This window comes from Campylobacter sp. 2014D-0216, assembly GCF_014931215.1.
Lineage (GTDB): Bacteria > Campylobacterota > Campylobacteria > Campylobacterales > Campylobacteraceae > Campylobacter_D.
Genome location: NZ_CP063089.1, coordinates 1,200,567 through 1,225,412, shown reverse-complemented (window position 1 = coordinate 1,225,412; position 24,846 = coordinate 1,200,567). Strand labels below are relative to the sequence as shown.

21 protein-coding genes are annotated in these 24,846 nt (G+C 31.4%); 13 read left to right on the top strand and 8 right to left on the bottom strand.

The window, feature by feature from the left end:
- Nucleotides 1–38: 38 nt before the first annotated feature.
- Entirely contained in the window at nucleotides 39–1,100 is a 1,062-nt protein-coding gene (ispG, locus tag A0083_RS06160; protein ID WP_197554642.1) for a flavodoxin-dependent (E)-4-hydroxy-3-methylbut-2-enyl-diphosphate synthase, read from the top strand.
- Here the strand turns inward: ispG and A0083_RS06155 are convergent.
- The 5 genes from A0083_RS06155 to A0083_RS06135 form a co-directional block, all read right to left on the bottom strand.
- Nucleotides 1,097–2,461 carry a nicotinate phosphoribosyltransferase gene (locus tag A0083_RS06155; protein WP_197552832.1) on the bottom strand — a complete coding sequence of 455 codons (1,365 nt, stop codon included), beginning with the start codon at nucleotides 2,459–2,461 and terminating at the stop codon, nucleotides 1,097–1,099. The genes ispG and A0083_RS06155 overlap by 4 nt on opposite strands.
- 20 nt (nucleotides 2,462–2,481) lie before the next feature.
- Nucleotides 2,482–3,588, bottom strand: coding sequence for a cell division protein FtsZ (ftsZ, locus tag A0083_RS06150; RefSeq protein ID WP_197552830.1), 1,107 nt, complete (start codon nucleotides 3,586–3,588; stop codon nucleotides 2,482–2,484).
- Nucleotides 3,589–3,599: 11 nt separating this feature from the next.
- The gene (gene ftsA, locus A0083_RS06145; protein WP_120759816.1) at nucleotides 3,600–4,976 is read right to left on the bottom strand and encodes a cell division protein FtsA; all 1,377 of its coding nucleotides are present in this window, start codon (nucleotides 4,974–4,976) and stop codon (nucleotides 3,600–3,602) included.
- The gene (locus A0083_RS06140) at nucleotides 4,973–6,451 is read right to left on the bottom strand and encodes a peptidylprolyl isomerase (protein WP_120759814.1); all 1,479 of its coding nucleotides are present in this window, start codon (nucleotides 6,449–6,451) and stop codon (nucleotides 4,973–4,975) included. Before A0083_RS06140 ends, ftsA begins: the two co-directional genes overlap by 4 nt.
- 80 nt (nucleotides 6,452–6,531) lie before the next feature.
- Nucleotides 6,532–7,110, bottom strand: a complete 579-nt coding sequence (locus A0083_RS06135; protein ID WP_197552828.1) for a class II aldolase and adducin N-terminal domain-containing protein — start codon at nucleotides 7,108–7,110, stop codon at nucleotides 6,532–6,534.
- Nucleotides 7,111–7,170: 60 nt separating this feature from the next.
- Here A0083_RS06135 and rsmH point away from each other — a divergent pair, with 60 nt between their 5' ends.
- Both rsmH and A0083_RS08155 read left to right on the top strand, forming a co-directional pair.
- A complete protein-coding gene (rsmH, locus tag A0083_RS06130; RefSeq protein ID WP_197552826.1) occupies nucleotides 7,171–8,088 on the top strand; it encodes a 16S rRNA (cytosine(1402)-N(4))-methyltransferase RsmH in 918 nt (305 codons plus the stop codon).
- 3 nt (nucleotides 8,089–8,091) lie between these two features.
- A complete protein-coding gene (locus A0083_RS08155) occupies nucleotides 8,092–9,024 on the top strand; it encodes a hypothetical protein (RefSeq protein ID WP_232087554.1) in 933 nt (310 codons plus the stop codon).
- Here A0083_RS08155 and A0083_RS06120 read toward each other — a convergent pair.
- Entirely contained in the window at nucleotides 9,021–9,512 is a 492-nt protein-coding gene (locus A0083_RS06120; RefSeq protein WP_120759808.1) for a hypothetical protein, read from the bottom strand. The two genes, A0083_RS08155 and A0083_RS06120, sit on opposite strands and share 4 nt — an antisense overlap.
- A 123-nt stretch (nucleotides 9,513–9,635) precedes the next feature.
- Here A0083_RS06120 and A0083_RS06115 point away from each other — a divergent pair, with 123 nt between their 5' ends.
- The 10 genes from A0083_RS06115 (at nucleotide 9,636) to A0083_RS06070 (ending at nucleotide 19,935) form a co-directional block, all read left to right on the top strand.
- Complete coding sequence (locus tag A0083_RS06115; protein WP_197552824.1) at nucleotides 9,636–10,613, top strand: glycosyl transferase family 90; 978 nt, start codon at nucleotides 9,636–9,638, stop codon at nucleotides 10,611–10,613.
- 11 nt (nucleotides 10,614–10,624) lie between these two features.
- Complete coding sequence (locus tag A0083_RS06110) at nucleotides 10,625–11,485, top strand: D-amino acid aminotransferase (protein ID WP_120759805.1); 861 nt, start codon at nucleotides 10,625–10,627, stop codon at nucleotides 11,483–11,485.
- A gap of 400 nt (nucleotides 11,486–11,885) precedes the next feature.
- A complete protein-coding gene (locus tag A0083_RS06105) occupies nucleotides 11,886–13,937 on the top strand; it encodes an FTR1 family iron permease (protein ID WP_120759803.1) in 2,052 nt (683 codons plus the stop codon).
- Nucleotides 13,934–14,455, top strand: coding sequence for a ferrirhodotorulic acid transporter, periplasmic binding protein (locus tag A0083_RS06100; protein ID WP_039664358.1), 522 nt, complete (start codon nucleotides 13,934–13,936; stop codon nucleotides 14,453–14,455). Before A0083_RS06105 ends, A0083_RS06100 begins: the two co-directional genes overlap by 4 nt.
- Before the next feature lie 76 nt (nucleotides 14,456–14,531).
- Entirely contained in the window at nucleotides 14,532–15,953 is a 1,422-nt protein-coding gene (locus A0083_RS06095) for a Fe-S-containing protein (protein ID WP_197552822.1), read from the top strand.
- On the top strand, nucleotides 15,943–17,235 hold the full coding sequence (locus tag A0083_RS06090; protein ID WP_197552820.1) for an ABC transporter permease: 1,293 nt from the start codon (nucleotides 15,943–15,945) through the stop codon (nucleotides 17,233–17,235). Before A0083_RS06095 ends, A0083_RS06090 begins: the two co-directional genes overlap by 11 nt.
- Nucleotides 17,225–18,340: an ABC transporter permease gene (locus tag A0083_RS06085; RefSeq protein ID WP_197552818.1), complete on the top strand. Its 1,116-nt coding sequence runs from the start codon at nucleotides 17,225–17,227 to the stop codon at nucleotides 18,338–18,340. The genes A0083_RS06090 and A0083_RS06085 overlap by 11 nt, the downstream gene beginning before the upstream one ends.
- Entirely contained in the window at nucleotides 18,340–18,996 is a 657-nt protein-coding gene (locus A0083_RS06080) for an ABC transporter ATP-binding protein (protein WP_197552816.1), read from the top strand. Before A0083_RS06085 ends, A0083_RS06080 begins: the two co-directional genes overlap by 1 nt.
- Nucleotides 18,986–19,477 (top strand): TlpA family protein disulfide reductase, encoded by a 492-nt coding sequence (locus tag A0083_RS06075; protein WP_120759794.1) that lies wholly within the window; start codon nucleotides 18,986–18,988, stop codon nucleotides 19,475–19,477. Before A0083_RS06080 ends, A0083_RS06075 begins: the two co-directional genes overlap by 11 nt.
- Nucleotides 19,468–19,935 (top strand): TlpA family protein disulfide reductase, encoded by a 468-nt coding sequence (locus A0083_RS06070; RefSeq protein WP_197552814.1) that lies wholly within the window; start codon nucleotides 19,468–19,470, stop codon nucleotides 19,933–19,935. The genes A0083_RS06075 and A0083_RS06070 overlap by 10 nt, the downstream gene beginning before the upstream one ends.
- A 230-nt stretch (nucleotides 19,936–20,165) precedes the next feature.
- Here A0083_RS06070 and A0083_RS06065 read toward each other — a convergent pair whose 3' ends face one another.
- Both A0083_RS06065 and A0083_RS06060 read right to left on the bottom strand, forming a co-directional pair.
- Nucleotides 20,166–23,261, bottom strand: coding sequence for an autotransporter outer membrane beta-barrel domain-containing protein (locus A0083_RS06065; protein WP_197552812.1), 3,096 nt, complete (start codon nucleotides 23,259–23,261; stop codon nucleotides 20,166–20,168).
- A 430-nt stretch (nucleotides 23,262–23,691) separates the two neighbouring features.
- Nucleotides 23,692–24,783, bottom strand: coding sequence for a CinA family protein (locus A0083_RS06060; protein ID WP_197552810.1), 1,092 nt, complete (start codon nucleotides 24,781–24,783; stop codon nucleotides 23,692–23,694).
- Between the last annotated feature and the right edge of the window lie 63 nt (nucleotides 24,784–24,846).

Here is a 24,846-nt window from a genome sequence, read left to right as displayed (position 1 = left end):
ATTATATTGTATTTACTAACTATGATTGGTGTGTTTTAATGAGATACAAAACAAGACAAATTAAAGTAGGAGATGTTTTAATAGGTGGAGATGCACCTATTTCGGTGCAATCTATGCTTTTTACTAAAACAAGAGATATTGAAGGTTGTTTAGAACAGCTTAATAGGCTTTATTTTGCGGGTGCAAATATCGTGCGTTTGGCATGCTTGGATATGGCAGATGCAAGAGCTTTAAAAGAAATCAAAGCAAAAAGCCCATTGCCTTTAATCGTAGATATACATTTTAATCATAAACTAGCGGTTTTTTGTGCTGAATTTATCGATGGAGTTAGAATTAACCCGGGAAATATTGGTTCAAAAGAAAATATCAAAGAAGTAGTACAGGCTTGTAAACAAAGACAAATTCCTATTAGAATAGGGGTAAACCACGGTTCAATAGAAAAGCAATTTAGTGATAAATATGGCTATAATGTACAAGCAATGATAGAAAGTGCTTTGTATAATATAAAATTGCTAGAAGATTTGGATTTTTTTGATATTAAAATTTCTATGAAAACTTCAGATGTGCAAAATACTATAAAAGCATATGAAGCCTTAAGACCACTTTGTGATTATCCGTTTCATTTGGGTGTTACTGAGGCGGGAACTAAATTCCATAGTACAGTAAAAAGTTCGATCGCCTTGGGAAATTTACTTTTAAAAGGCATAGGTGACACAATGAGAGTTTCTATGACTGGAGAGCTTGAAGAAGAAATTAAAGTCGCACGAGCGATCTTGCAAGATAGTGGAGTGCAAAAGAGTGGGGTAAATATCATCTCATGTCCAACTTGCGGGAGAATTCAAAGTGATTTGGTTAAGGCAATCAAGATTGTAGAAGAGAAAACTAAGCACATTAAAGAGCCGCTGAATATAAGTGTTATGGGTTGTGTGGTAAATGCTTTAGGCGAGGCTAAGGGTGCTGATGTGGCAATCGCTTTTGGTAAAAACCAAGGCTTGATTATAAGACATGGTGAAGTTGTTGCCAAGCTTAAAGAAGATGAGCTTGTGGAAAGGTTTTTACTCGAAGTGGAAGATGAGGTAAAATTAAGAGAGAAAAATTAATTTTTCTTTAGATAGTTTTTTTGTAAATTTTGTAAAGTTTTAGAGATTTTTACTTTATATACGCTTGGATTTTGAAGTTTTTTAAATTTAAGATCCAAGTTTTGAATGCTTATTTGATGTGCTTCTTGTATAGATTTTAAATTAGGACTTTCATAAACTAACTTTCCGTTTTTGAAAATTATTTCATGCAAACTTACATAAGTAAAGCCCTGGTAATGTTTAATGTTTTCATCGTGTGCATACAAAGCATCAAAAGAGGCTTTGTTATTTTTATAGTATCTTATAAGTTTTTTAAAATGAGGCAAGGTTGTTTTACTTGAGCTAGCGCTAATTTTAATTTTAGGGATGATTTGACCATCTTTTTCAATTGCAACGAGTTTATAAACTGCACCAAAAATAGGTGAACTTGCCGAAGTGATTAGTTTTTCTCCTATACCAAATGCATCAATTGGGGCTTTATTTTTTAGCAATTTTTCAATAATGAATTCATCTAAAGCGCTACTCGCTATGATTTTGCATTTTTTTAAACCTGCATGATCTAGTTTTTTTCTAAGGTATTGAGAGATTTTAAACACATCTCCTGAATCAATGCGTATGGAATAATTTTGCATGGTATTTTCAGCATTTAATCCACTAAAAACTAAAATGGCATTTTCAATACCTTTTTGATAGTCATAAGTATCAATCAAAAGACTAATATTGTCTTTATAGGTTTGGCAATATGCCCTAAAAGCACTCAGCTCATCATCAAACATCTGCACCCATGCATGAGACATGGTCCCACTGATAGGAATGTTGAATTTTTTTCCAGCTAAAGTACAAGCACTTGCATGAAAACCACCTATAAAAGCAGCTCTAGCACCATTTAAAGCCGCGCTTTCTCCATGAGCCCTGCGAGATCCAAATTCTAAAAGTAGTTTGTTATTTGCTACTTGAGAGATTCTACTTGCTTTTGTTGCAATAAGACACTGGTGGTTTAATGTTAAAAGTATATATGTTTCTAATAATAAAGCTTCTATTATAGGTGCTTTAATGATCATTAAAGGTGTATTGGCAAATACGCATTCGCCTTCTTTTACGCTTAATATATCTCCACTAAAGCATAATGTAGAAAGATAATTTAAAAATTCATCATCAAATTTTTGAGTATTTTTTAAAAAAGCTAAGTCGTCTTTGGAGAAGGAAAAATGTTTGATGTGTTTTATGATTTGTTCTAGTCCACAAAATACAGCATAAGAGGCATTATCGGGAGCTTTTCGAAAGAAAACTTCAAAATATACAATTTGCTTATGCTTATTTTGTTTAAAATAAGCATAAGCCATACTTAATTCGTAAAAATCACATAATAATGAAGAATTCATAAAAGGATTTTTACTAAAAATTAATCCATTTGGCGACGTAAGAAAGCAGGTACATCTAGTTGCGAAATAACTTCCTCATCAAAACCACCGCTAGCTTTACGTAAGTTCATATAGCTATTTTTTTTACTTTCTTCTTGTTCTTTAGCACTTTCTAATTCTGTCTTGTCTTCAAAACCGGTTGCAATGATAGTTACTTCAACACGATCACCCATGGTTTCATCGGTGGTTGCGCCAAAGATTACTTTTGCGTTTTCATCTGCTATATCACTAATGCTTTGGGTAGCTTGTGAAATTTCAATCAATGAGCATTCAGGGCCAATTTTATAGTGGATAATGACGCCTTTAACACCTTTCATAGTCATACCATCTAGTAAAGGAGATTCTATAGCGCTTGATAAAGCATCCATGATAGCATTTTCACCTTCACCATGGCCTACACCCATTAAAGCTAAACCTCTGTGACTCATAACTGTTCTAACATCGGCAAAGTCAACGTTAATATCGCCATCTTCTAAAAGGATAGATACCATACCTCTAACAGCTCTAGCTAAAATATCATCAACTAGTTTGAAAGCTTCTTTTATACCTGCTTTTTTTGGAAGTATGCTAAGAAGTTTTTCATTTTGGATTACAATGATAGAATCGCTTTCTTTTTTTAATTCAGCCAAGCCAGCTTCAGCTAATTTTTTTCTTTGTTTCCCTTCAAAAGCAAAAGGCATAGTTACAACTGAAACGGTTAATGCACCTACTTCTTTTGCAGCTTGTGCTACAACAGGCGCAGCACCTGTACCAGTTCCACCGCCAAGTCCTGCTGAAATAAAAACAATATCGCTTTGACTTAAAGCCGCTTTTACTTCTTCAAAACTTTCTCTAGCGCTTTCTGCTCCAATTTCTGGTTGCATTCCTGCACCTAGACCTTTTGTTTTCTTTTCGCCTAGTTGAATTCTAGTTTTTGCTAAAGATTTTGCTATAGCTTGTGCATCGGTGTTTGCTGAGATAAGATCAAGGTCATGTAGACCCATATTTACCATATGATCTATCATGTTGCCGCCACCGCCACCGCAGCCGATTACTTTTATCTTTGCGCCTTTTGCGTGTTGCATTTCTTCTACTAGATATTCGCTCATTGTATCTCCTATTAGAACTGGTTTATTAATTTATTCCAAAATTTATGCATGAAACCTGATTTTTTATCTTTTTTGGTTTCAACTTTGACTAATTCTGTTTTTTCATCTTCAAATTCTTTTTGATCTTGAAAAATTTCTTCAAAGTCTCTTTCTTCTTCATGATCATCTATGGTGAGATTTTGTTTAATCTGTTTGTTGATAAATTCAGGTTCTCCTTTATATCTTAGTTTTTCATTAGAATCTAACTCATAAGGAGTAAAATGTCCACCACCATACAAACAAAGACCTATAGCACAACTGTTTTCAGCATCTTCAAAAATTTCTTTGAAGCCATCCATAGTATCTTTTTTTGCGGTCGCTATTCTAACAGCTTTATTATCAAAATAAGCTGAAGCAAGCTTGTCAAGTCCTGCAAATTTTGTCATACCACCTGTTAATACTATGCCAGCACCAGCTAAATTGGCACATGCATTATCGCTTAGCATTTTTGCTAAAATAATGATAGTTTCTTCAATTCTTGCGTAAATAACATTAGATATAACTTCAACAGAAACTTCATTTTTTCTTTTTTCATCGCCCATATACGGAATTTGTATGATGGAATTTTCATTTTGTGCTAATGAAGCATAATCTAGTTTTAATTTTTCTGCTTCTTTTGGTGGGGTATGCAAGGCGATTGATAAGTCGTTGGTGATATTTACTGATCCAATCTGTAAGCATTCATTGTAGCGTATTGAATTGCCTGCGTGAATTACCATATCACAAACTGCTCCACCCATGTCAATTAAAATAGCACCTAATTCTTTTTCACTATCATCAAAACACGCAATCGATGATGCATAACCTGAAAGGACGATATTGTCAACTCTAAGATCTGCAAGCTCAACAGCTTTTTTTAGGTTTTTTATATGTACTTCCTGAGAGATTACAATATGGGTAGAAACTTCAAGGCGATTTCCGCTCATACCTAAAGGATCTTCAACATGTTCAAGATCATTTACTTTGAAATTATAAGGCAATACATGAATGATCTCATACCCACTAGGTATATTTGCCGTGTGTTTTGCTGTGCTTACAGCTCTGTGAATTTCTTTGATCCCTATTTCATGATTGGGTATATTAACTACACCGATGCTGTCAACACTCTTAGCATATGCTCCTGAAATAGATACGATTACTTTATCATAATGCACACCTGACATCATTTGTGCATCAGCCACAGCTTCTTCTATGGATTTTGAAGCAAGTTCTATATTGGTAATAGCACCTTTTTTTATACCGTTAGATTTTGATTTTCCAAAACCAATAATCTTAAGGCCTTCTTCGCTTTTTTGTGCTAGTATTGCACAAGTTTGTATCGATCCTAAGTCAATTCCTAAAATATTCAATTTATATTTCCTTTATAATAGCGTTGAATTGGATATAATTCTATAAGTTTTTTTAATAATTCTTCCTTAAGCAAGGCTTGTTTTGTTTGTCTTGCACTTTGCTCTATGATAAAGCGATAGATTTCCTCTTTGTTTTTGTTTTCTAAGCTTTGTTTGGTTATCTCATAAACTATTGCTTTATTGTCAAATAAAACATAAGATTTTGCTTTATTTGAATCAAACACATGCATTAAAAATTCGCTAAATTCTGTATCATTCATCATATTGCCAACTTTAGCACCCTTGCTTGAATCGCGACTATAAGTGCCTATGTCTATGCCTTTGAAATTTTCTAAGGCTAATTTAGCTTTTTCTTCTAGTAAAGCTTTGGTTTTTTCTTTGATGTAAAGTTTAGTTACTTCATCTTTTGCCTGCTCAAAGGTCATAGTTTGAATAGGATTGATTTTGATAAGTTTTGCAATCATATAGCCATTTTCAAATTGAAATGGTTTGATAAAATCATTCTCTTTACTTTTTTCTATATTTTCTAAAGGATAGTAAACATCTACATCACTAATGGTAATATTTTTATCAAAACTAAGTTCATTTTTTCTCAAAGCTACATAGCTTTCATTGGCTTTTAATTTTAGCTTAGAAAGCTTTAGATCTTTAATCACCTGTGCTTTACTTTGATCATAGCTTAAGATTTTTCCCGCAAAGTCTTTGTAATTGTTTTTGTTTTCTTCGTAATATGCTTGAATTTCTTTATCATCTACTGTTATTAAGTCAGGTTTTAAAAAATAAGTTGCAAGTTCATAACTTTTTTGTGTTTTGTAAAGTTCTTTATTTTTCTCCCATGTTTGCTTTAATTCTTTTTCATCTATAGCGATATTTTTTTGATCAAGTGTTATAGCTTGAATTTTTAAGCTATCTTGCATTAAAAAGCTTGCAGCGAACATTTCAAGTTCATTATTTTTGATCTGTAAATTTAAAATCGCATTGATTTTTTTAAGTAGTAACTCATCGTGGATGATTTTCTCATAAGCCTTTGGCGTGTAGTTATTGCTTGATAATAGACTATAATAAAGATTTTTGTCAAAAGCACCTGAGGCATTGTGAAAGATTTTTTGATGTGCTAGATCATAAGCAATTTCTTCATCACTTACGCTTAAACCTAGAGTTTTTGCATAAGAAAGCAAGAGTTTTTCTTGTATTAGCTCGTTGATAGCTTGAGTGTCTAAACCATCTTTTTTTGCTTGTTCTTGTGTATAGTTTCCATTATTTAGTTGAGAATAATAATTAAACAATTGAGAATATTTAAGATTAAACTCATCATAGCTTATCTTTTCATCGCCTACTTTTGCCACAGAGTTTGATCTATCGGTGTTAAAATCATAACTTCCCCAGCCAACAAAACCTGCTCCAACAAAAGCAATAACACTAATCCAAATTGTAACAACTAAATATTTTTTATGATGCTGCATCCAAGTGAGCATTTTTACCCCAATCCATTTAATAAATTAAATCACAAATTATAGAAAATTTGTGATTAATAAAAAATTAATTTTATAAATTTTTATGATAAATTTGTTTCAGCAAGGTGGATAATTTTGCAAGAATTTTCTATCACATCTACAATTTTACCAAGTTCATAGCTCGTTCTTCCATAGGCAAATATCCCATAACCCTTTATCACAACAAAATTTTGTTTTTGTTCAAGCATATATCGATAAATTTCAGTTTGAGATCTATCTTCCCAGTCTTCATAATTTTTAGGGTTGTAAACTCGAATTTCTTCTAAAAAGATTTCACCAAAATAATCTTGCGGTGATATAAAATCGTGATTTAAACTCATTGATAAAGTATAAGCAGGACAAGCAAAGCAAACAAATTTAGCCTCAGGTATGTTTTCATAAATGCTTTTATGTATTTCGCAGTCACTACTTGCTTCACTCCAACTATAATCTTTTGCAAATTTTAAAACACTTAAATTTTTATCGCTAAGTTGGTTTAAAAAAGCATCGTTTTTATTGATGATGAAAGAGCTTTGTGAGAGTTTTGCAGAAACAGAGCCATGGCAAATCCCAAAAAAATTTTTCTTAAACATTGATGAGGAAAGTACTTGAATTTGTGTAATGATATTTTCTTTATTCATTAAAAACCTTGTTTTAAACTTAGCTAAGGTATTATACTAAAAAATTTTAAAAGGTTTATTTTGCAAAGTCCACATATTCCCGTTTTATTACAAGAAGTTTTAGATATTTTTAGTGATTTTGAAAGTGGAGATTTTCTAGACTGCACTTTAGGTTATGCAGGGCATTCTAGAGCGTTATTGCAAGCACATAAGAATTTAAAGCTTTATGCTTGCGACAAAGATATGGAGGCTTTAAGTTTTTCTCAAGAGTTTTTAAAAGATTTTCAAGATAGGGTTTGTTTTAAACATATGGGTTTTAGGGAAGTTTTAAACTCAATACCTACACATAATCTAAGAGGAATTTTAGCAGATATTGGCGTTTCTTCTTTGCAGCTTGATAAAAACGACCGTGGCTTTTCTCTTCAATCTGATTTTTTAGATATGCGAATGGATCAAAATAGAGCTTTAAGTGCCAAGGAAGTGGTAAATTCTTATAGTAAGGAAGAGCTAGAGCGTATTTTTAAAGATTATGGCGATTTGGCACCCGTTGCATCAATGCTTGCTCAAAAAATCATTCAAGCAAGAAGTCAAAAAGAAATTACAAGTGCAAAAGAGCTAAGTCAGATCATAGGAAAAGCTAAGCTAAAAGGGCGTAATGTTACTTTAGCTTTACTTGTTTTTCAAGCTTTACGTATAGAGGTAAATGATGAGCTAGGAGAGCTAAGAACTTTACTTGAAAACATTGAAAAGGCAAGATTGAAAAATTGTAAGCTTGCCATTATAAGTTTTCACTCTCTAGAAGATAGATTGGTAAAAAATGCATTCAAAAGATGGGAGAAAGACTGTATTTGCGATGAAAAAGCCATAAGATGTGAATGTGGTAAAGGGCATAGTCTTGGGAAAATTTTAAGCAAAAAAGCCATAAGTGCGTCTAAAGAAGAAATAAGCTATAATAGTAGGTCAAGTTGTGCAAAAATGAGAATTTTTTATTTTAGGTAGACAATGATTGATGAGGATTTTTTAAAAGAAAAACAAAACATACGTGAAAAAATGCTAAAGTATTCAAGGGCTATTAAAGAAGGTAGACCTTATGAAGAATACGAGCAAAATTTTAATGAAAGCGATCGTATACTTAAAAACCGAATTCATCGTAAAAAACGCCCTAAATTTACGGATTTTGATGAGGAATATATAGAAAAACCTAAAAAACAATCTAGTATTTATTTGAAAGAAGATTTGATCAATGTAAAACTAGAAGAAAGAAAACCTTTTAAAATACAACTTAATTTTTTTAAAAAACAAAAAGAAAAATTTGATAAAAAAAATGAAAAAACTCCCAAAACAGTAAAAAATCCTAAAACTACTCAAGAAATCAAGAAGGCAGAAAAAAGCCAAAAAGAACAAACGAAAAAAAAAGAATCTATACAAATATCTCAAATTATTGCCAAAGGCAACACTTATGTTAGTTTAAAATTTCAAGATTTAAAAGAAAAAAGAAAAGAAAAAAATAAACTCAAACAAGAAGCAAAAGAGCAAAAAAAAATAGAATATGAAAGAATCAAAAAAGCACAAGAAGAATTAAGAGAAAAAGAAAGACTTGCCAAAGAAGAGCAAAGAATTTTAGAGGAAAAAGTAAGACTTGAGGAAAATCAAGAATACAACCAAGAAGACAAATACGAGCTTTTAGATAGTATAGTTAGTGAAGAAAACAGAAATTTAACCCCTAAAAATTTACTCTATGTTGGATTAATGATAGCTTTTGCCTTGCTTGTGTTTTTTCCGCAAATTTATATTAGAAATCAAATTTATTATATTAGTAGAGATATTGCTGACTTAAGATCACAAGAGCTTGTTTTAGATGAGGAAAATAAAGAACTCCAAAGACAGCTTGAAGCACTTTATTTCCAAAATCAGGTTTTGGATTTTCTTGATTAGTTTTGCGTTTGAATGATTTTTTCTAAAACGTATTGTTCGAGTTGATTTTTTGGAATTTCTTCCTTGATGGCTTGATTGTAAATATTTTCCGCTATTTTGGAATATTTTTCATATGCAAAATACGGAAAATGCAAAGCCCATGCTTTTTTTAATAATCTTTTACTGATGATTTTTCTTGTATAAATTTTAAAAATATCATAACCTATAAAAATACATGCAGTCACTAAAACAGCACTTAAAATACTAATATGAAAATCAATAATAGTTAAAAAATAATGTGTAATGATCAACATAGGTACTAAAATCGCAATACAAAAAAGAGTATAAATAAGGTAAGAATTAAAAACCCTAAATTTAAAATTTAACTTTGCTGGATCGACCATCATACCTTCATTTAATAAAGCATTAGCTTCAAGCAGGTCTTTTAGATTGACTGGTTGGTTTGAAACTTTAAAAATAAATTTTAAAATAAATTCTTGAATTTTCATTGTTTTACCTATTTTTGATATTTTTGTGATTTTAACATTTTTGTTTTTAAATAAACTAAATTTTAAGTCTTGTAAATGAAATCTTGTGTTAAAATTTATCTTATTTTGTAATGAAAGAGTAAAATGGCAGATTCTAGATTGATGATGAATGTTAAGGGTATTGCTAAAAGTTTTATACCTAGAAGAATTTATCAAAATCAGCTTAGCAATGTTTTCAATGAAATATTAAAATCAAAACATTTAGATCATATTATCAGCCGTGTGAATTATTATAATTTACAAAATGATTTTTTTGATATAAAAAGTTTAGATTGCTATGAAAAAATAGGCAAATTACCTTTTAAAAAAACTTCTTATGCTTATGATGCTTATGCGATTAGTAAGTATTATGATGATGATTTGTTGTGGATTAAAGGTTTTGGTGATATTAGTTATAACCTTAAATATCCAAGCATAGCTAAATCAAGACCTATTAAAGAAGGTTGTAATAATATCATCTTAAAATTAGATAAAAATAGACATTTTGATTTTATACAAGATCAGTATGTTTTTGAAGATAAAAAAGATCTTCTTTTTTTCAGAGGTGCGATCTATCAACCACATCGTATTCGTTTTTTTGAAAAGTACTTCAATCACGATCGTTGTGATATTGCTCACGTTGGGGATAGAAAAATTCATGCAGAAAAGTGGATAAAAAATTTAAACTTTAAAATCAGCAGGTCTTATCAAACCCAATTTAAATTTTTACTTTCTTTGGAGGGTAATGATGTAGCTAGTAATCTAAAATGGGCTATGAAAACTAATTCCTTGGTCTTAGCACCAAAAATGCGCTATGAAACATGGTTTATGGAAGGTAGATTGGTTCCAAATGAACATTTTGCCTTAATTGATGATGATTATGAAAATGTAGAGGCTTTGATGGATTATTATCTAAGTTATCCAAATCAAGCAAAAGAAATCATACAAAATGCCCATGCTTACGTAGAGCAATTTTTAGATGAGAAATTAGAATTTTATATAGGCATTTTGGTTTTGGCGAAATATTTTTATTACTCAAATCAAATCACTTTGCCACAGGCTATTGTGGATTTATTTGACTAAAAGGAGAACTGATGCAAGAAAAAGAGATTGTTTTTTTAAATGGCGAGTTTTTAAAGGCTAATGAAGCCAAGGTCAGCATTTTTGATCGGGGTTTTATCTTTGGAGATGGAATTTATGAGGTGGTTCCTGTAGTAAATGCAAAAATAGCAGATAAGGAAGAATTTTGGGAGCGTTTTGAACGTAGTTTGGCGCAAATTGATCTTAAAATACCTTATACAAAAGAAGAATTTGAAGCCATTTTAACACAACTAATAACAAGCAATTTGCTTCAAGAAGGTGGAGTTTATATGCAAGTTACTAGAGGGGTTGGTAGTAGAAATTTTGCACTTTTAAAAGGTTTAGAGCCTACTATCATGGCTTTTGCTTTTGAAAGTAAAGTGCTAGATCATGAATTAGCTAAAAATGGAGTAAATATTATCTCTACGGTTGATTTAAGATGGAAAAGAAGAGATATTAAGTCTATATCTTTATTAGCACAGTGTCTTGCAAAAGAAGAAGCGGTAAAAGCCAAAGCTTTTGAAGCGTTTATGGTGGAAAATTCTTTCGTTACTGAAGCTTCGAGTAGTTCAGCTTTTATTATTAAAAATGACACTTTGATCACCAAGCCTTTTTCGAATGAAATCTTACCAGGGATTCGTCGTAAAAATATTTTAAAATTTGCAAAAGAATTGGGTCTTAAAATAGAACAAAGAGCTTTTAATATGAAAGAAGTATATGAAGCAGATGAAGTGTTTATCTCTGCGGCTACTTTTTTGATTTTAGGTGTTGTGAAAGCAGATAGCAAAGTCATAAAAGATGGTAAAGTAGGATTTTATACTCAAAAACTAAGGGAAAAATATATTGAAAAAATTCAAAATGAAGTAATGTTATAAAATTTATATCAGTTCTTTTTTTGTTAGACTGGGCTTATTTTAGATAGTATTTTATTTCAAAATAAGCCCTAAGCAGTTTTGCACACACAAACTCATCTAAACTCCCATAAGAAATTTCTAAAATCATTTTTGAAAATAAAAATAATAAAAACTAAGGTATAAAAGTTGTTTTTATGATAAAAATAAATAAAAAATAAATAAATAAGATTAAAATGATAATTTTTTATTTTATTTTGTACATAAAAACATTTTTTTGCAGTAAATTTAATCTTTTCTCTAGGAAATAAATAATGATAATGTTTATCTAAAATTAAGAAAGGGGGTACTATACTTCTAACTATGATTTTAAAAATGAATATCAATTCGGAGTAAAATAGTGTTTAAAAAAATAAGTATATTGATGATTTTTTTATTTTGTTCTATTGTATATGCTAGAGAAATTGACTATCAAAAAGAAGCTCAGGCGATTAAGCAAATTTTAGATGAAAGTGTGCTTTTATACAAAGAAAATAAAAATTTAGAAGCAAAAAAGAAAGCTGAAGATGCTTACTTTCAGCATTTTGAAACTATGGAGGGTTCTATAGGACGTAATGTTGGAAGAAAAGTTATTGTAATGGAGCGTAAATTTGTCAACTTAAGAAAAATGTATAAAGATAAAGAAGATTTTTCTAAGATTGAAGCATTAATTAGTAGTTTGTATTTTGACTTAGATGAAGTTGTGCCTATTTTAGAGAAGGGTTTTCAACTTAAAGCCGAAGCAAGCGATGTAAATTATGACAAAAAAGCAGCTGAGGATTCATCTTTAAAAGCAGAAAAAGCACGCCAAGCGCAAGCAGAAGCGATGTTTGCTGCATTGCTTGGAGAGAAGGTTGAAGGTCAAGCTACACAAAGTTCGCAAGCAAGTAGTACAAATTCTCAAGAACAAAATGCTAATGATGATACTTTATTAGCATTGCAAGAAGCTTCTGCTATGGATGCAAGATTGCAATTTTTGATGGATTCGATGATTTCTAAATTGGATCAGGCTGCATTAGCTTTTATCAACAAAGATAATCAAAAAGCTAAAGACTTGATCCAATCTGCTTTGTTTGATGATTATAGAAATTCTAAAGTTGAGGTTTTGGTCGCAAGATACACCAAAGCAGGTATTGATAAAAAAATTCAAACCAAACTTCGAACGATCATTAGACAAATCAATGCTAATACCTTAAACGAAAAAACCATAAGAGATGAAATTTCAACTATATCAGATTTACTTTATGAAGCCTTTTTGGATCTTCCTAAAGAAGAATTAGCTTTACTTCAAGTAAAAGGTTTTGATGATAGTAGTGTTAGTACGAAAAATTATACCAAAGTGCATGATGATATCAAAATAGCACTCAATAATATCTTGCAAAATTATGAAGGATTTAGCTTAAATAGCATAGATGCTTTACAAAATGTGTATTTGGATATTTTTGAAGCAAGTGGTATGGAAAGCAAAATTGGTGCGATCGATAGCGCTTTAAAATTAAAAATAGAAAGTTATTTTTCAAAAGGCGTTGCTTTGATTAAAGCGAGTGCTTCTAAGGAAGAATTAAAACAAAATTTTGATGAATTAAGTGCGTTGATAGAAGGATCATTAGATAAAATTCAAGAATCATCGCCTATGTCGTTGTTTATATGGGCTTTGGGTATTATCTTAAGAGAAGGCTTGGAAGCTTTAATTATCATCGTGGCCATTGTTTCTTATCTAGTTCAAAGTGGCAATAAAAAGCGTTTAAGTATAGTGTATTCAGCACTTTGGAGCGGAGTGTTTTTAAGTTTTGTGACAGCATTTTTTATATCATGGATTTTCAAAGAACAAGCTGGACAAAGTAGAGAATTGCTAGAAGGTATCACCATGCTTGTTGCAGTGGCGTTGCTTTTTTATGTTGGTTTTTGGCTTTTATCAAATGCACAAAATAAAAAATGGGCAAACTATGTTAAAACCCAAGCAGTGGAAGCCATCTCGAATAATTCAGCAAAAACACTATGGTTTAGTGTGTTTTTAGCTGTATACAGAGAAGGTGCTGAAACTATTCTTTTTTATCAAGCATTGTTGTTTGATGCAAAAACAAGCATAGATTATAGTTTTATATTTATAGGTTTAGGTAGCGGTTTAGTTATACTTGTCATACTTTATTATTTATTAAAAGCTGGTGCGTTAAAAATACCAGTAAAACAATTTTTCTATATTACTTCATATATTATATTTTATATGGTTTTTGTCTTTACGGGCAAAGGCATCGGTGAACTTATAGAAGCTAAGGTTATCACCCCAAGCTTACTTCCTTTTGATTTTGAAGGAATTTTATGGCTTGGAATTTATCCTTACTATGAGAGCATCATACCACAGTTTATGGTTTTAATCTTACTCGTTATGGGTATTTTTATAACAAAGCAAATTTCAAATAAAAAGGGGAAAATATGAAAAAAACTTTATTAAGTTTAGGTGCAGCAGCGAGCATTTTAGCTAGCTCTGTTTTCGCAGCAGAGGTGCCAATTGGTGATCCATATGAGTTAAATGGCATGGAGATTGCAGCGGTTTATTTACAACCAATCGAAATGGAACCAAGAGGAATTGATCTTGCAGCAAGTTTGGCAGATATCCACCTTGAAGCAGACATCCATGCATTAAAAGGCAATAAAAACGGTTTTCCGGAAGGATTTTGGATCCCTTATTTATCTGTTGCATACAAACTTACTAACCTTGACAATGGTAAAGTAAAAACAGGAACGCTTATGCCTATGGTAGCAGATGATGGCCCTCACTATGGTGCTAACATTAAAATGGATACAGGTATAGGAAATTATGAGTTGGTATTTTTGATTGAAAATCCAGAAAAACAAGGTTTTGGACGCCATGTTGATAAAGAAACAGGTGTTGGTAAATGGTTTGAGCCATTTTCAGTTAAATATAACTTCAAATACACAGGTAAACCAAAGTGATTTTTCCCTAGCTTTTGCTAGGGTTTATTTATGAAATTATTGATTTTATAAATAAATTCTATCAAAAGAAGAGCCTATGTCGATTTATTTTGTACATTTTTTTGGAGTTTTCTTCTCCTATGCACTTTTGAGTGCTTTATTTTTTTACAATCTAAAAAATTCTTTTGTGTTTAAACTTGCTTTTGTGGGTTTTGTTTTTTCTTATTTTGCTTTTTTTATTAGTTCTAAGACACTTCAATACGATCTATTGTTTTTTTTCAATAACATCTTGTTTGTTTTCGTATTTTTAGTGTTACTTGTTTTAGTTTATATGCAAAATAACATCATAAAAGAAAAAATTCAAAGCGTATTGGTGTTTTTACTATCCTTTGCTTTTGGTGTGAAGTATTTGCATGTTTCGGTGGATTTTCCTATATTAAGCACTAATTTTTTAGATTCTTTAGCGATTAGTTCTTTTGGATTTATTTTGCTTGCTTTTGTGATATGTCTTGGAGTTTACCTTTATATAAGATGGCTAAGAGAATTTAAATTTAAATTTTTAAATATACTTTTATGTGTTATTGTGATTTTTTATCTAAATGAAGCTTTGGCACAAATTGTATTACATCTTATGAGAGAAGGTGTGATAGAAACCGAAAGCTTGTACTTAAGCTATGTGGCAAAAAGCGTGTATTATGTTAAATTTTATCCTTATGTGTGGTTTTTCTTTTTAGGATGGAGTATTATTTTAGCGCTTAAACAAAGAGTAAGTGAGAATATTAAAAGAAAAGATTTTGATATAGAATTTAGAAAAAATTACGCTAAAAATTCAACCATAACTAGCTTTAGTGCAAGTGTTTTTAGTGCCATGGTTTTAAGCCTTTGTATTTGTCTTTTTTATGACTTGCATGCTTCCAAGCCAATCACCATAGATGAGCCAACCTATGTAGAACCAAATGAAAATGATGAATTTGTTTTTGATGTAGCGATCTTAAGGGACAACAACTTGCACCGTTTTGCTTATATTAGCGATGAGGGGAAAGTGGTAAGATTTTTCTTGATTAATAAAAGAGAGGACAAAGATTCTCCGGTAGCGGTTTTTGATGCTTGCAGTATATGTGGTGATATGGGTTATGTTAAAAGAGGTGGAGAGTTAATTTGTATTTCGTGTAATGTGAGAATTTTCCTGCCAAGTGTGGGTAAAGCAGGCGGATGTAATCCTATCCCAATGAAATATAAATTTGAAAATGGTAAAGTCATCATACCTTTTTCAGAAATTTTAGATGGTGTAAATTTCTTTACTCAAGTGGTAGAAAAGAAAGTTTATGATCCTATCGATCATACAGAACTTATCAACCTTAAAGCACCAAGGTCTTATGTATATAAAGGAAGAACATATTTCTTTGCAAATGAAAAAAACTACGAAGAATTTAAAAACGATCCTTTAAAATACATTGATACCAATAAAACTTCAAAATATAGAATTCATAATTTATTAGGAAACAACTATGCAAGTTAAGATCGTAAAAAATTCCATTTTTCAAAATAAAATTCAAAAATCCTTGGCCTTGCTAACGATTTTTTTAGCTACTTTGCTTATGGCTACAATGTTAAATCTTACTTTAGGTATAGGCAATGAGATTACAAAAGAACTAAGAAGTTATGGATCAAACATCTTGGTTTTACCTAAAGGTGCGAGTTTGAGCGTGGAAGTAGGTAATAAAATCTACGAACCTTTAAAAAATCAAAATTTTTTAGAAGAAAACAAGCTTCATACTATTAAAGAAATTTTTTGGAGAAACAATATCAACGCCTTTGCACCATTTTTAGATACACAGGTAAAAATTCAAACTCCAAGCGCAAGTTATGAAAATATAGCCTTAGTAGGGACGTATTTTGATAAAGCCATAAAAGTCCAAGATGACGATGATTTTTATGCAGGGATTAAAGAGCTTTATAAATATAGCAAGATAGAAGGAAACTACCCAAAAGATGATAGCTTAGATGAAGCAATGCTGGGAAAAGACTTGGCACAAAAATATCATTTAAAAATTAATGATGAAATTCAAATCATACAAAATGACCAAAATTTTAAAGTAAAAATTGTCGGTATAGTGGACTTAACTCAGGCTTTTTCGAATAAGCTTATCACTTCTTTGCTTTTGGCACAAAAACTTTCCAAAAAAGAAGGTTTGTTTGCTAAAGCAGAAGTTTCAGCGCTAACTATACCTGAAAATGATTTAGCACAAAAAGCAAGACGTGATGTAGATAGTCTTGATCAACTTGAATATGATCAGTGGTATTGCACTGCTTATGTAAGTTCAATCGCTTATCAAATTGCAGAAGATTTCAAAGGCGCTAGCACAAAAGTTGTAAGTGCGATTTCGGATGCAGAAAGCTTAATAGTATCAAAAATTCAATCTCTAATGGCTGTGGTTAGTATTATATGTCTAGTTGTGGCTTCTATAGCTATTTCTTCTTTAATGAGTGCGGATATTTTTAGAAGAAGAAGCGAAATAGGGCTTTTAAAAGCTTTGGGTGCAAGTACTTTACAAATTTATATGATTTTTGCATTAGAAGGGGTTGTAGTGGCTTTGGTTGGAGCCGTTTTGGGTTTTGCTTTTGGTATAGCTATGTCAGAGATTATCGCTTTGAGTATATTTGATCATACCATTGCGCTTTCTTGGATCATCTTGCCGATTTGTTTATTTTTTGCAGTGCTTATAGTATTTTTAGGGTGCTTGTTCTCGATTAAGGGCATTTCTAAACTTTCTACTTCAGAGGTTTTATATGGGAAGTAATTTTTTTATACAAGAGGTTTTTAAATCTCTTATTTTTTCTTACAAAAGAGTTTGTGTTATTTTTATAGCAGTGTTTATGGGTGCCATGGTAAGTGCTTCGTTTTTTAATATTTATTTTGATATCGATACTAAATTATCTAAAGAATTAAAAGCCTATGGTGCGAATTTTATTATCACACCCAAAGATGATGAGTTTTTAAGTATGCAAGATTTTAATCAAGCTAAAGAAAATTTAAAAGCAAAAGCTTTAACCCCATTTTTATACGGTTTTTACAATCTTGAAAGCTCTAGTGCGGTAGTAGTTGGAGTTGATTTTGCCAATTTAAAGCTTACCAAGCCTTTTATGGAGGTTTTGCAGGGTAGCTTTTCTTTAAGTGATTTTAGCGAAGATAGTGCTTTTGTGGGAGCAGATTTAGCAAAGCAACTTGAACTTAAAATAGGACAAGAATTGCAAATTTACAATCCAAGCATTTCTAAAATAGCCAAAGTTAAAATCAAAGCTATTTTAAGAAGTAACGATGAGCAAGATGGTGTTTTGATCATCTCTTTGAAAAAAGCCCAAGAGTTAGCTGATAAAGAAGTAGTTAATTATGCTCAGGCTATTTTACTAGGTGATTATGAAAGTTTAGATCAAAAAGCAAAAGAACTTAGCAAGGGCAATATAGAAGCAAAAGTGATTGCTTCGGTGTCTATTAGCGAGGGTGTTATTTTGGAAAAGATTAAAGCTTTGATGGCTTTGATTAGCTTAACGATTTTACTGATTAGTTCTTTGAGTGTAAACACCACTCTTAGTGCGGTAATTTTTTCAAGAAAAAAAGAAATAGCTTTGCACCTTGCATTAGGAGCTAAACATAAAGAGATTATCAAGCTTTTTGGGGCTGAGGTGTTTATTTTGAGTTTAAGCGCAAGTTTACTTGGTGCTTTTTGTGGGTATTTTTTAGCTAATATTTTTGGGTATTTGATTTTTAATGCAAGTATAGATTTTAGACTTCTTTCGGTGTTTTTTGCAGTGCTTGTTTCTTTGATATTTGCATTTTTTGCGAGTTTTTTACCGTTAAAAAAAGCTTTAAAAATCAATGTTTGTGAAAATTTAAAGGGTGAGTGATGAAAAATATTATAAAAATTTCAAATTTAAATCGTAATTTCAATGAAGTTAAAGCTTTGCAAGATATCAACTTAGAAGTAAAGCAAGGCGAGTGGCTAGCTATCATGGGTCCATCAGGTTCTGGTAAATCTACGCTTTTGAATATACTTTCTTTGATGGATACTCAAAGTAGTGGGGAATATTTTTTAGATGATAAAGAAGTCGGAAATTTAAGCGAAGAAGAAAAAAGTGTAATTAGAAGAGAGAAGATAGGTTTGATTTTTCAACAGTTTCATTTAATACCTTATTTAAATGCCTTAGAAAATGTCATGCTAGCACAATTTTACCATTCAAGTATAGAGCAAAAAGACGCCATAATGGCGCTAGAAAAAGTAGGGCTTTCACATAGACTTACGCATTTGCCTAGTCAGTTAAGTGGCGGGGAGCAGCAAAGGTTATGTATAGCAAGAGCTTTAGTGAATGATCCTGAAATTCTACTCGCAGATGAACCTACGGGAAATTTAGATGAAGCAAATGAAAAAAATATCTTAGATCTTTTTTGCAAATTAAAGCAAGATGGTAAAACTATAGTTTTAATCACTCATAATCCCGACTTAGCTACTTTTGCTGATAGAACGATCATTTTAAGCCATGGGGTAATGAAAAGTGAAAATTAAAATTTTAATCTTAGCTTGTTTATGCAGTATATTTTTAAGTGCTTGTTTTGAAAACAATAATAAAAATGGTGGTAAAATAGGTCTAAAAGCACCAGAAATCGCAGCTAAAAATTTAGCTGGAGAAAAAGTTAAATTAGCTGATTTTGATAATCTTATTGTTTTAACTTTTGTGGAGCAAGGTTGTGCATCTTGTCTGAAAGATTTGCCACTTTTGGAAAAATTAGCCAATGAATATCCTAAAAAAATGACTATTTTAGCACTAGATTCTATAGACAAGGGTAAAGATTTTGAAGAATTTGCTACAAAATATGAATATAAAAATATCACATTTTTGCAAGATGATTTAGATATATCATGGCAAAGATTTAGCGTTTTTGCCGTGCCAACAACTTTTGTCATTAAAGATGGTGTTGTGCAAGATAAAATCATAGGAGAAAAGCCATGGTCGCAGTTAAAAGCTTCTATTGCTTCTTGGCTTTAATAAGCGTTTTTTTTCTTAGCGCATGTTCAAATAACGAATTTCAAACTTTAAATTCAAAACAAAATTATATTTTTGACTATGATGGTTTTGAAAAAACCTTAAAAATTCAAAATTCTAACCATGCTTATGCTTTATTTTTTTTCACGCAAGATTGTGGTGCATGCAATGCGCAAATTCCTATGCTTAATGAGCTTTATAAAGAAAAAAAATTTCCTATTTTGGCGGTTTTAAGTGGAGTTAGGTCTAAAACACAAGCACAAAATGTTATTGAGCTAAAAAAACTTGACTTGCCTCTTGTTTATGAAGCAAAAGCTAGTTCGTTTTTGTCTAAAGCAGTGGGTGGGATCTATGGTGTACCTGTGATGGTTTTTTTTGATGAAAAAGGCAATATGAATGAAAAATTCATCGGACTTACCCCTAAAAGTGTTTTAGAAAATAAGATCAAAATTTTAAACTAATCCCACCCAACTCCCCAGAGTTTGCTAATAAGCATTAAGCTTTTTAGCTTAATGTTATTAGAGAGTTTGCCTAATAAGGAGTTTGGTATTTATATACCATTACACACTTGTATTCTTGATTAACGTGCTTTTGTTTGTTGTTGTTTGTTTGTTGTCTATAATTATTTCAAGCAAACTCTGGGCAATTGAGTTTAGTTTCACACTAACTATCATAGTTAGTGTGAAAAAACTTACCACCATAAACCTAGTTTTAAAAACATCGTATGTGAACTAGTATCATCAAAGGTAAATGCACCTGCATAATTGAGTGATAAGTCAGCATTATGTGCTATAGCATAAGAAAGACCTAATTGTCCAAACCCATAATACTTTGAAGTTTCTACTTTTGCACTAAGATGATTAGTGCCTAGTTTTAAATTTCCTTTTGCATCATTGTATAAGTTTACAATAGCTCCCATAGTAAGATTGGTTCTTAATTTATCACTCCATGGTTTATACCATTTTAAAGCAGCACTTGCATCAATAAAATTAAACTGTTCTGCTAGGTAGTGTTCTTTTGTTCCACCTAAGTGATAAAGAGAAAAGTTTTTATTACTCATACCATAATAACTAAGACCAAGCTCAGGAGAAATTCTTGCAATATCTAAAGTATTATAATAATTTGCACCTAGTTTAATTTCTGCTCCATAACCATATACCTTAGTATCACTTTCTACACTAACAGGTAAGCTTTGATAGCTTTTTTCTATATCACTTTGAGTATAATCTAAGATTGTTCTAGCACTAAGATAGTATTGATTAATCCCATCTCTTGCTAATACTCCATAATAAGTTAAACCACCATAGTATGTTTTATCATCAAATCTTAGTCTTTGTCTAGCTTGTTCTTTTTTACTATCTTCATATCCTAGATAAAAACCTATCACACCATAGTCTTTAGGTAGTTCTCTTTGAGAACCTCCTATTAAACCACTAGTATTAACCTTTAAATGACCTGTTGTTTTTCCTATCTTGATATTAGAGTGATTATAATAAGGCAATAAGAAAGTATGGTTTTTTGCATGTGGGTTTTTATTAGGAATGAAGATGTCTTCTAATTCTGCTAATAAGTCTGCATCATTACCATAAGCTTCACCTTGTTTAGATAATTGCATATTTAATGCTTGAGAGAATTCTGTTTGGAAGTTTTGAGAGGTGATGTCTCTTAACATATTAGAGATATTAATCGCTCTTAATCTTGAAGCATATACCATAGACTTTGCTAAGGTTTTACCACTAAGTTCTTTAGTATCTACTACGGCTGCATATTGACCCTTACCTACATTCACAAAGTTATAAATTCCACTAATGCTATGGATATTGCTTGCATCTACACCTGCACCATTGTTAGTTTCATTTCCTTGGCTATTTCCATTTTTATCTGCAAAGAAAGTATTACTATCATAGATTTGATTTAATACTAAATCTTTAGTATTAACATAAATATTATCTGCATAAATACCACCTAGATTATCTCCACCTATGATGATAGAATTTTCTAATCTTTGGTTATTATCTTTAGTATATTCTAAAGCATTAAAATACCAACCATCTATGCTAATTTTACCCTTATCATTGTTTTCTAATTGGTGGCCATTGTTATTTTTACCAATAAAGCCATTGTTATGTTCACTTGCTTTTTTAAAGCTTGGAGTAAAATTAGAACTAAGTGTAATAGTACCTGTATTTGTAATACCATTGTGTATGCTACCATGATTGATGATATTCATAGAGCCTTCATTGTTAATGCCTCCATTAATGACAGCATTAGCTTGATTATATAAAAAGTCTATTGTGCCATTATTATAAATAGCATAAGCATGATCCATATTAGCTGTATCATCTAGTGTTGCTAAAGGCATTTTAACATGGCTAATGGTTCCTGAGTTGATGATAGTTCCAATATGAGCTTTATCTTTATTGTCTTTAGTTTTTATATTTGCTAAATTGCTAATACCTGCTATATGACCTTTATTATCAATAGCTCCTATAGCACCTGTGTTTTCTAAGCCTTGTTCTAAGGTAGCACCTTGTTTGTTTTCAAAGGTTTGCATAAAGTCTTTGTTTTCAAATTTGTTTTTAATACTACCTTCATTATTAAAAGCACCTATCTTGCTTGTATCATCTCTAGTGATTGTCATATCACCATTGTTAGTGATAGAACCTACAAAAGAGCCTCCTTTTAAGTCTAAGTCAGCTTTAGCACCCTCATGGTTAATGATAGAACCTACTTGACTTTCATTTGCTAGTGTAATACCATCACCATTAATAGTGCCTTTATTTTCTATAGAAGATATAAAGCTTTGATCTAGATGGATACCTTTTTCAATGGTGCCTTTATTTAAAATAGTATCTATTTGAGAATTACCTTTTAAGTCTATAGAACCTTGGATAGTTTTTTCATTGTTAATGGAAGTGATATAAGACTTACCATTAAGAGTGATATTACCTGTGATAGATCCTCTGTTTAAAACAGAACCAATGATTTTAGATTCATTGTTAAGATTGATATTGCCCTTAATAGTGCCTTCATTTTGTAAGGCTGTACCATTTGGGTTGTATGTTAATTTATCATCTTTAACTGTAGCTGAGGCAATTACTGCGCCCTTGTCTAGATCAATAGCGTTGGTGTTAGGGGATTTATCATCTTTGGTAGTGCCTACTACACCATTATGATCAATTCTAATCCCTGCGTCTACCCCTGCGACAAGCCCACCATTTAGCTGTATAGATCCTAAAGAAACTTTACCTCCTTCTGAAGTAATGTAATATCCGTATTTTAAATAAATCCCAGATCCACTTTTTGCTATAATAGTTCCGTTGTTATTGATTATAGCATTGCCTGTTGTTCCTACGGTAGATATATCTTCTAAAACTATAGCCCCAAAACCTGTATCACTATGAATTACTCCGCTGTTTGTGATTGAACCAAAATTACCATCCATAATATATATCGCAGCGCTACCATTGGCTGTGCTTTGATTGTATATCAAACCAGAATTGTTGATGTTGTTAATAGTGTGATTTGATGAACCTTGCTCCCATACAACAAGAGCCCCATAGCCATTAGTATCTTTGGTTGTCATAATAGTGCCACTATTGTTGATTGAACCTATAACACTTTTATTATCTATACGAATTCCAATTTTACCTACGATTAAACCTGAGTTAGTAATACTATCGATCGTACCACCATTGTTGTGGATACCAAAAGGGGTGCTATTTCCATTTGCGATGATAGAGCCATGATTTATGATAGTTGCATTGCTAACACCACTATTTACCACAACACCTTTTTTATCACTAACTTCAATTTTACCGCCTTTATCTATGGTTAAAGTACCACCACCATTGTTAATGGTAACTGTTTCATTTTTAGTATCACTTATCGTACAGCTTGTATTACTACAACCGCCACCGCTGATATCTCTTTGGTTTTTACTAGTTATTTGGATAGTGCCACTTGAATGGTTATGATCACTTATGATGTTTGCATTAGCATAGCTAGCTAGAAAAGATATAGTTGCTAAAGAAAGAAAGGTTTTTTTCGTAAAAAATGAGAGTTGGTTTGATGAATTTAAAGAATGTTTGATTTGGGAATTATCGATTCCCCCCCCCCGTGAAACAAGTCATGTTTACTCCTAATATAAATGAAATGTAACAAAAGGCGTAATTATAATTTGCTGATGTTTAAAATAAGTTTAATAAACCCAAGATTTAAGGAGCGAAGAAAATCTCAGGTTTTAGTCTAAGCATTAGACAATAAGCCGCTAGGCATGCTTGTTCTCTAGTGTAGTTTCTATTGCCTTGAATGTGTATGCATTCTTGTAAAAAGGTTCCATCTTTATACATAGCTCCTATATAGATGGTGCCTGATTTAGTATTTTTATCATCTTCTTCCCCAGCTACTCCGCTAATTGCTAGTGCAAAATCACAGCTTGTTGTTTTAAAAACTCCTTTAAGCATAAAATAAATACAACGATCAGAGTATTCGCTAACGCTTTCTAAGGTGTCATTGCTTACGCCAAGCCAAGTGTTTTTTAAGCGGTTGGAGTAAGTGATCAAAGAGCCTTCAAACACGCTAGAAATTCCTGAATTTTCAGCTAGTTTGGAGGCACAAAGTCCAGCGGTGCAGCTTTCAGCAAAGGAAATTTTTAAATTTTTCTCTAGAAGTCTTTTAGCTACAAATTGAGTAGGATTATTACCTAAAAATACTTTTCCTGCAAAAAGCTTAAACACTCCTTTTAAAAATCCTTCTAGTTTTCCATACTGACTAGCACTTGCTCGAATGCAAATAAGATTTTCCAATAAAGCACTTGAGCTTGTTTGAATTTCAAAAGAAGTTGTAAGTGTACCAAGCAAGATATTTGCACTCATCTCATCGATATCTAAAAGACAAAAATATGCATAGTCAAGCTCGGGATTTTGTAAGATCAAAGGTAGTTTTTCTTCGATGTTGACATTGAGTAAATTGATGTGGCATGCTTCAAAAGTGCTTAAAAAAGAGTTTTTTTCACGTGTTGCTTTAGAAGGCACTAAGGTGTCATTTTCTAAGATTAATACATCATCATTTAATGTTGCTATGATTTTGGCTATGGTTGTATAGTATTCGCTAATGCTAAAAACCGTTATATAAGCATAATCTTTAGAAAGTTTTTCAAGTAAAAAAGGAAGTTCTTTGTCGGGTTTGCTGATAAATTTTAATTCATGTAGTTCTAGAAATTGTTTTTTGTATTCTTCTTGGATGTATCGCATATAGTTTTCATTGACAATGAGTTCATTACCTACGATAATGATCAAATGCTTCATAATTTTTCCTTTTTTTCTTGCGATTATAACAAAAAAATAAGTGCAAATTAAAAGTATTTTAAG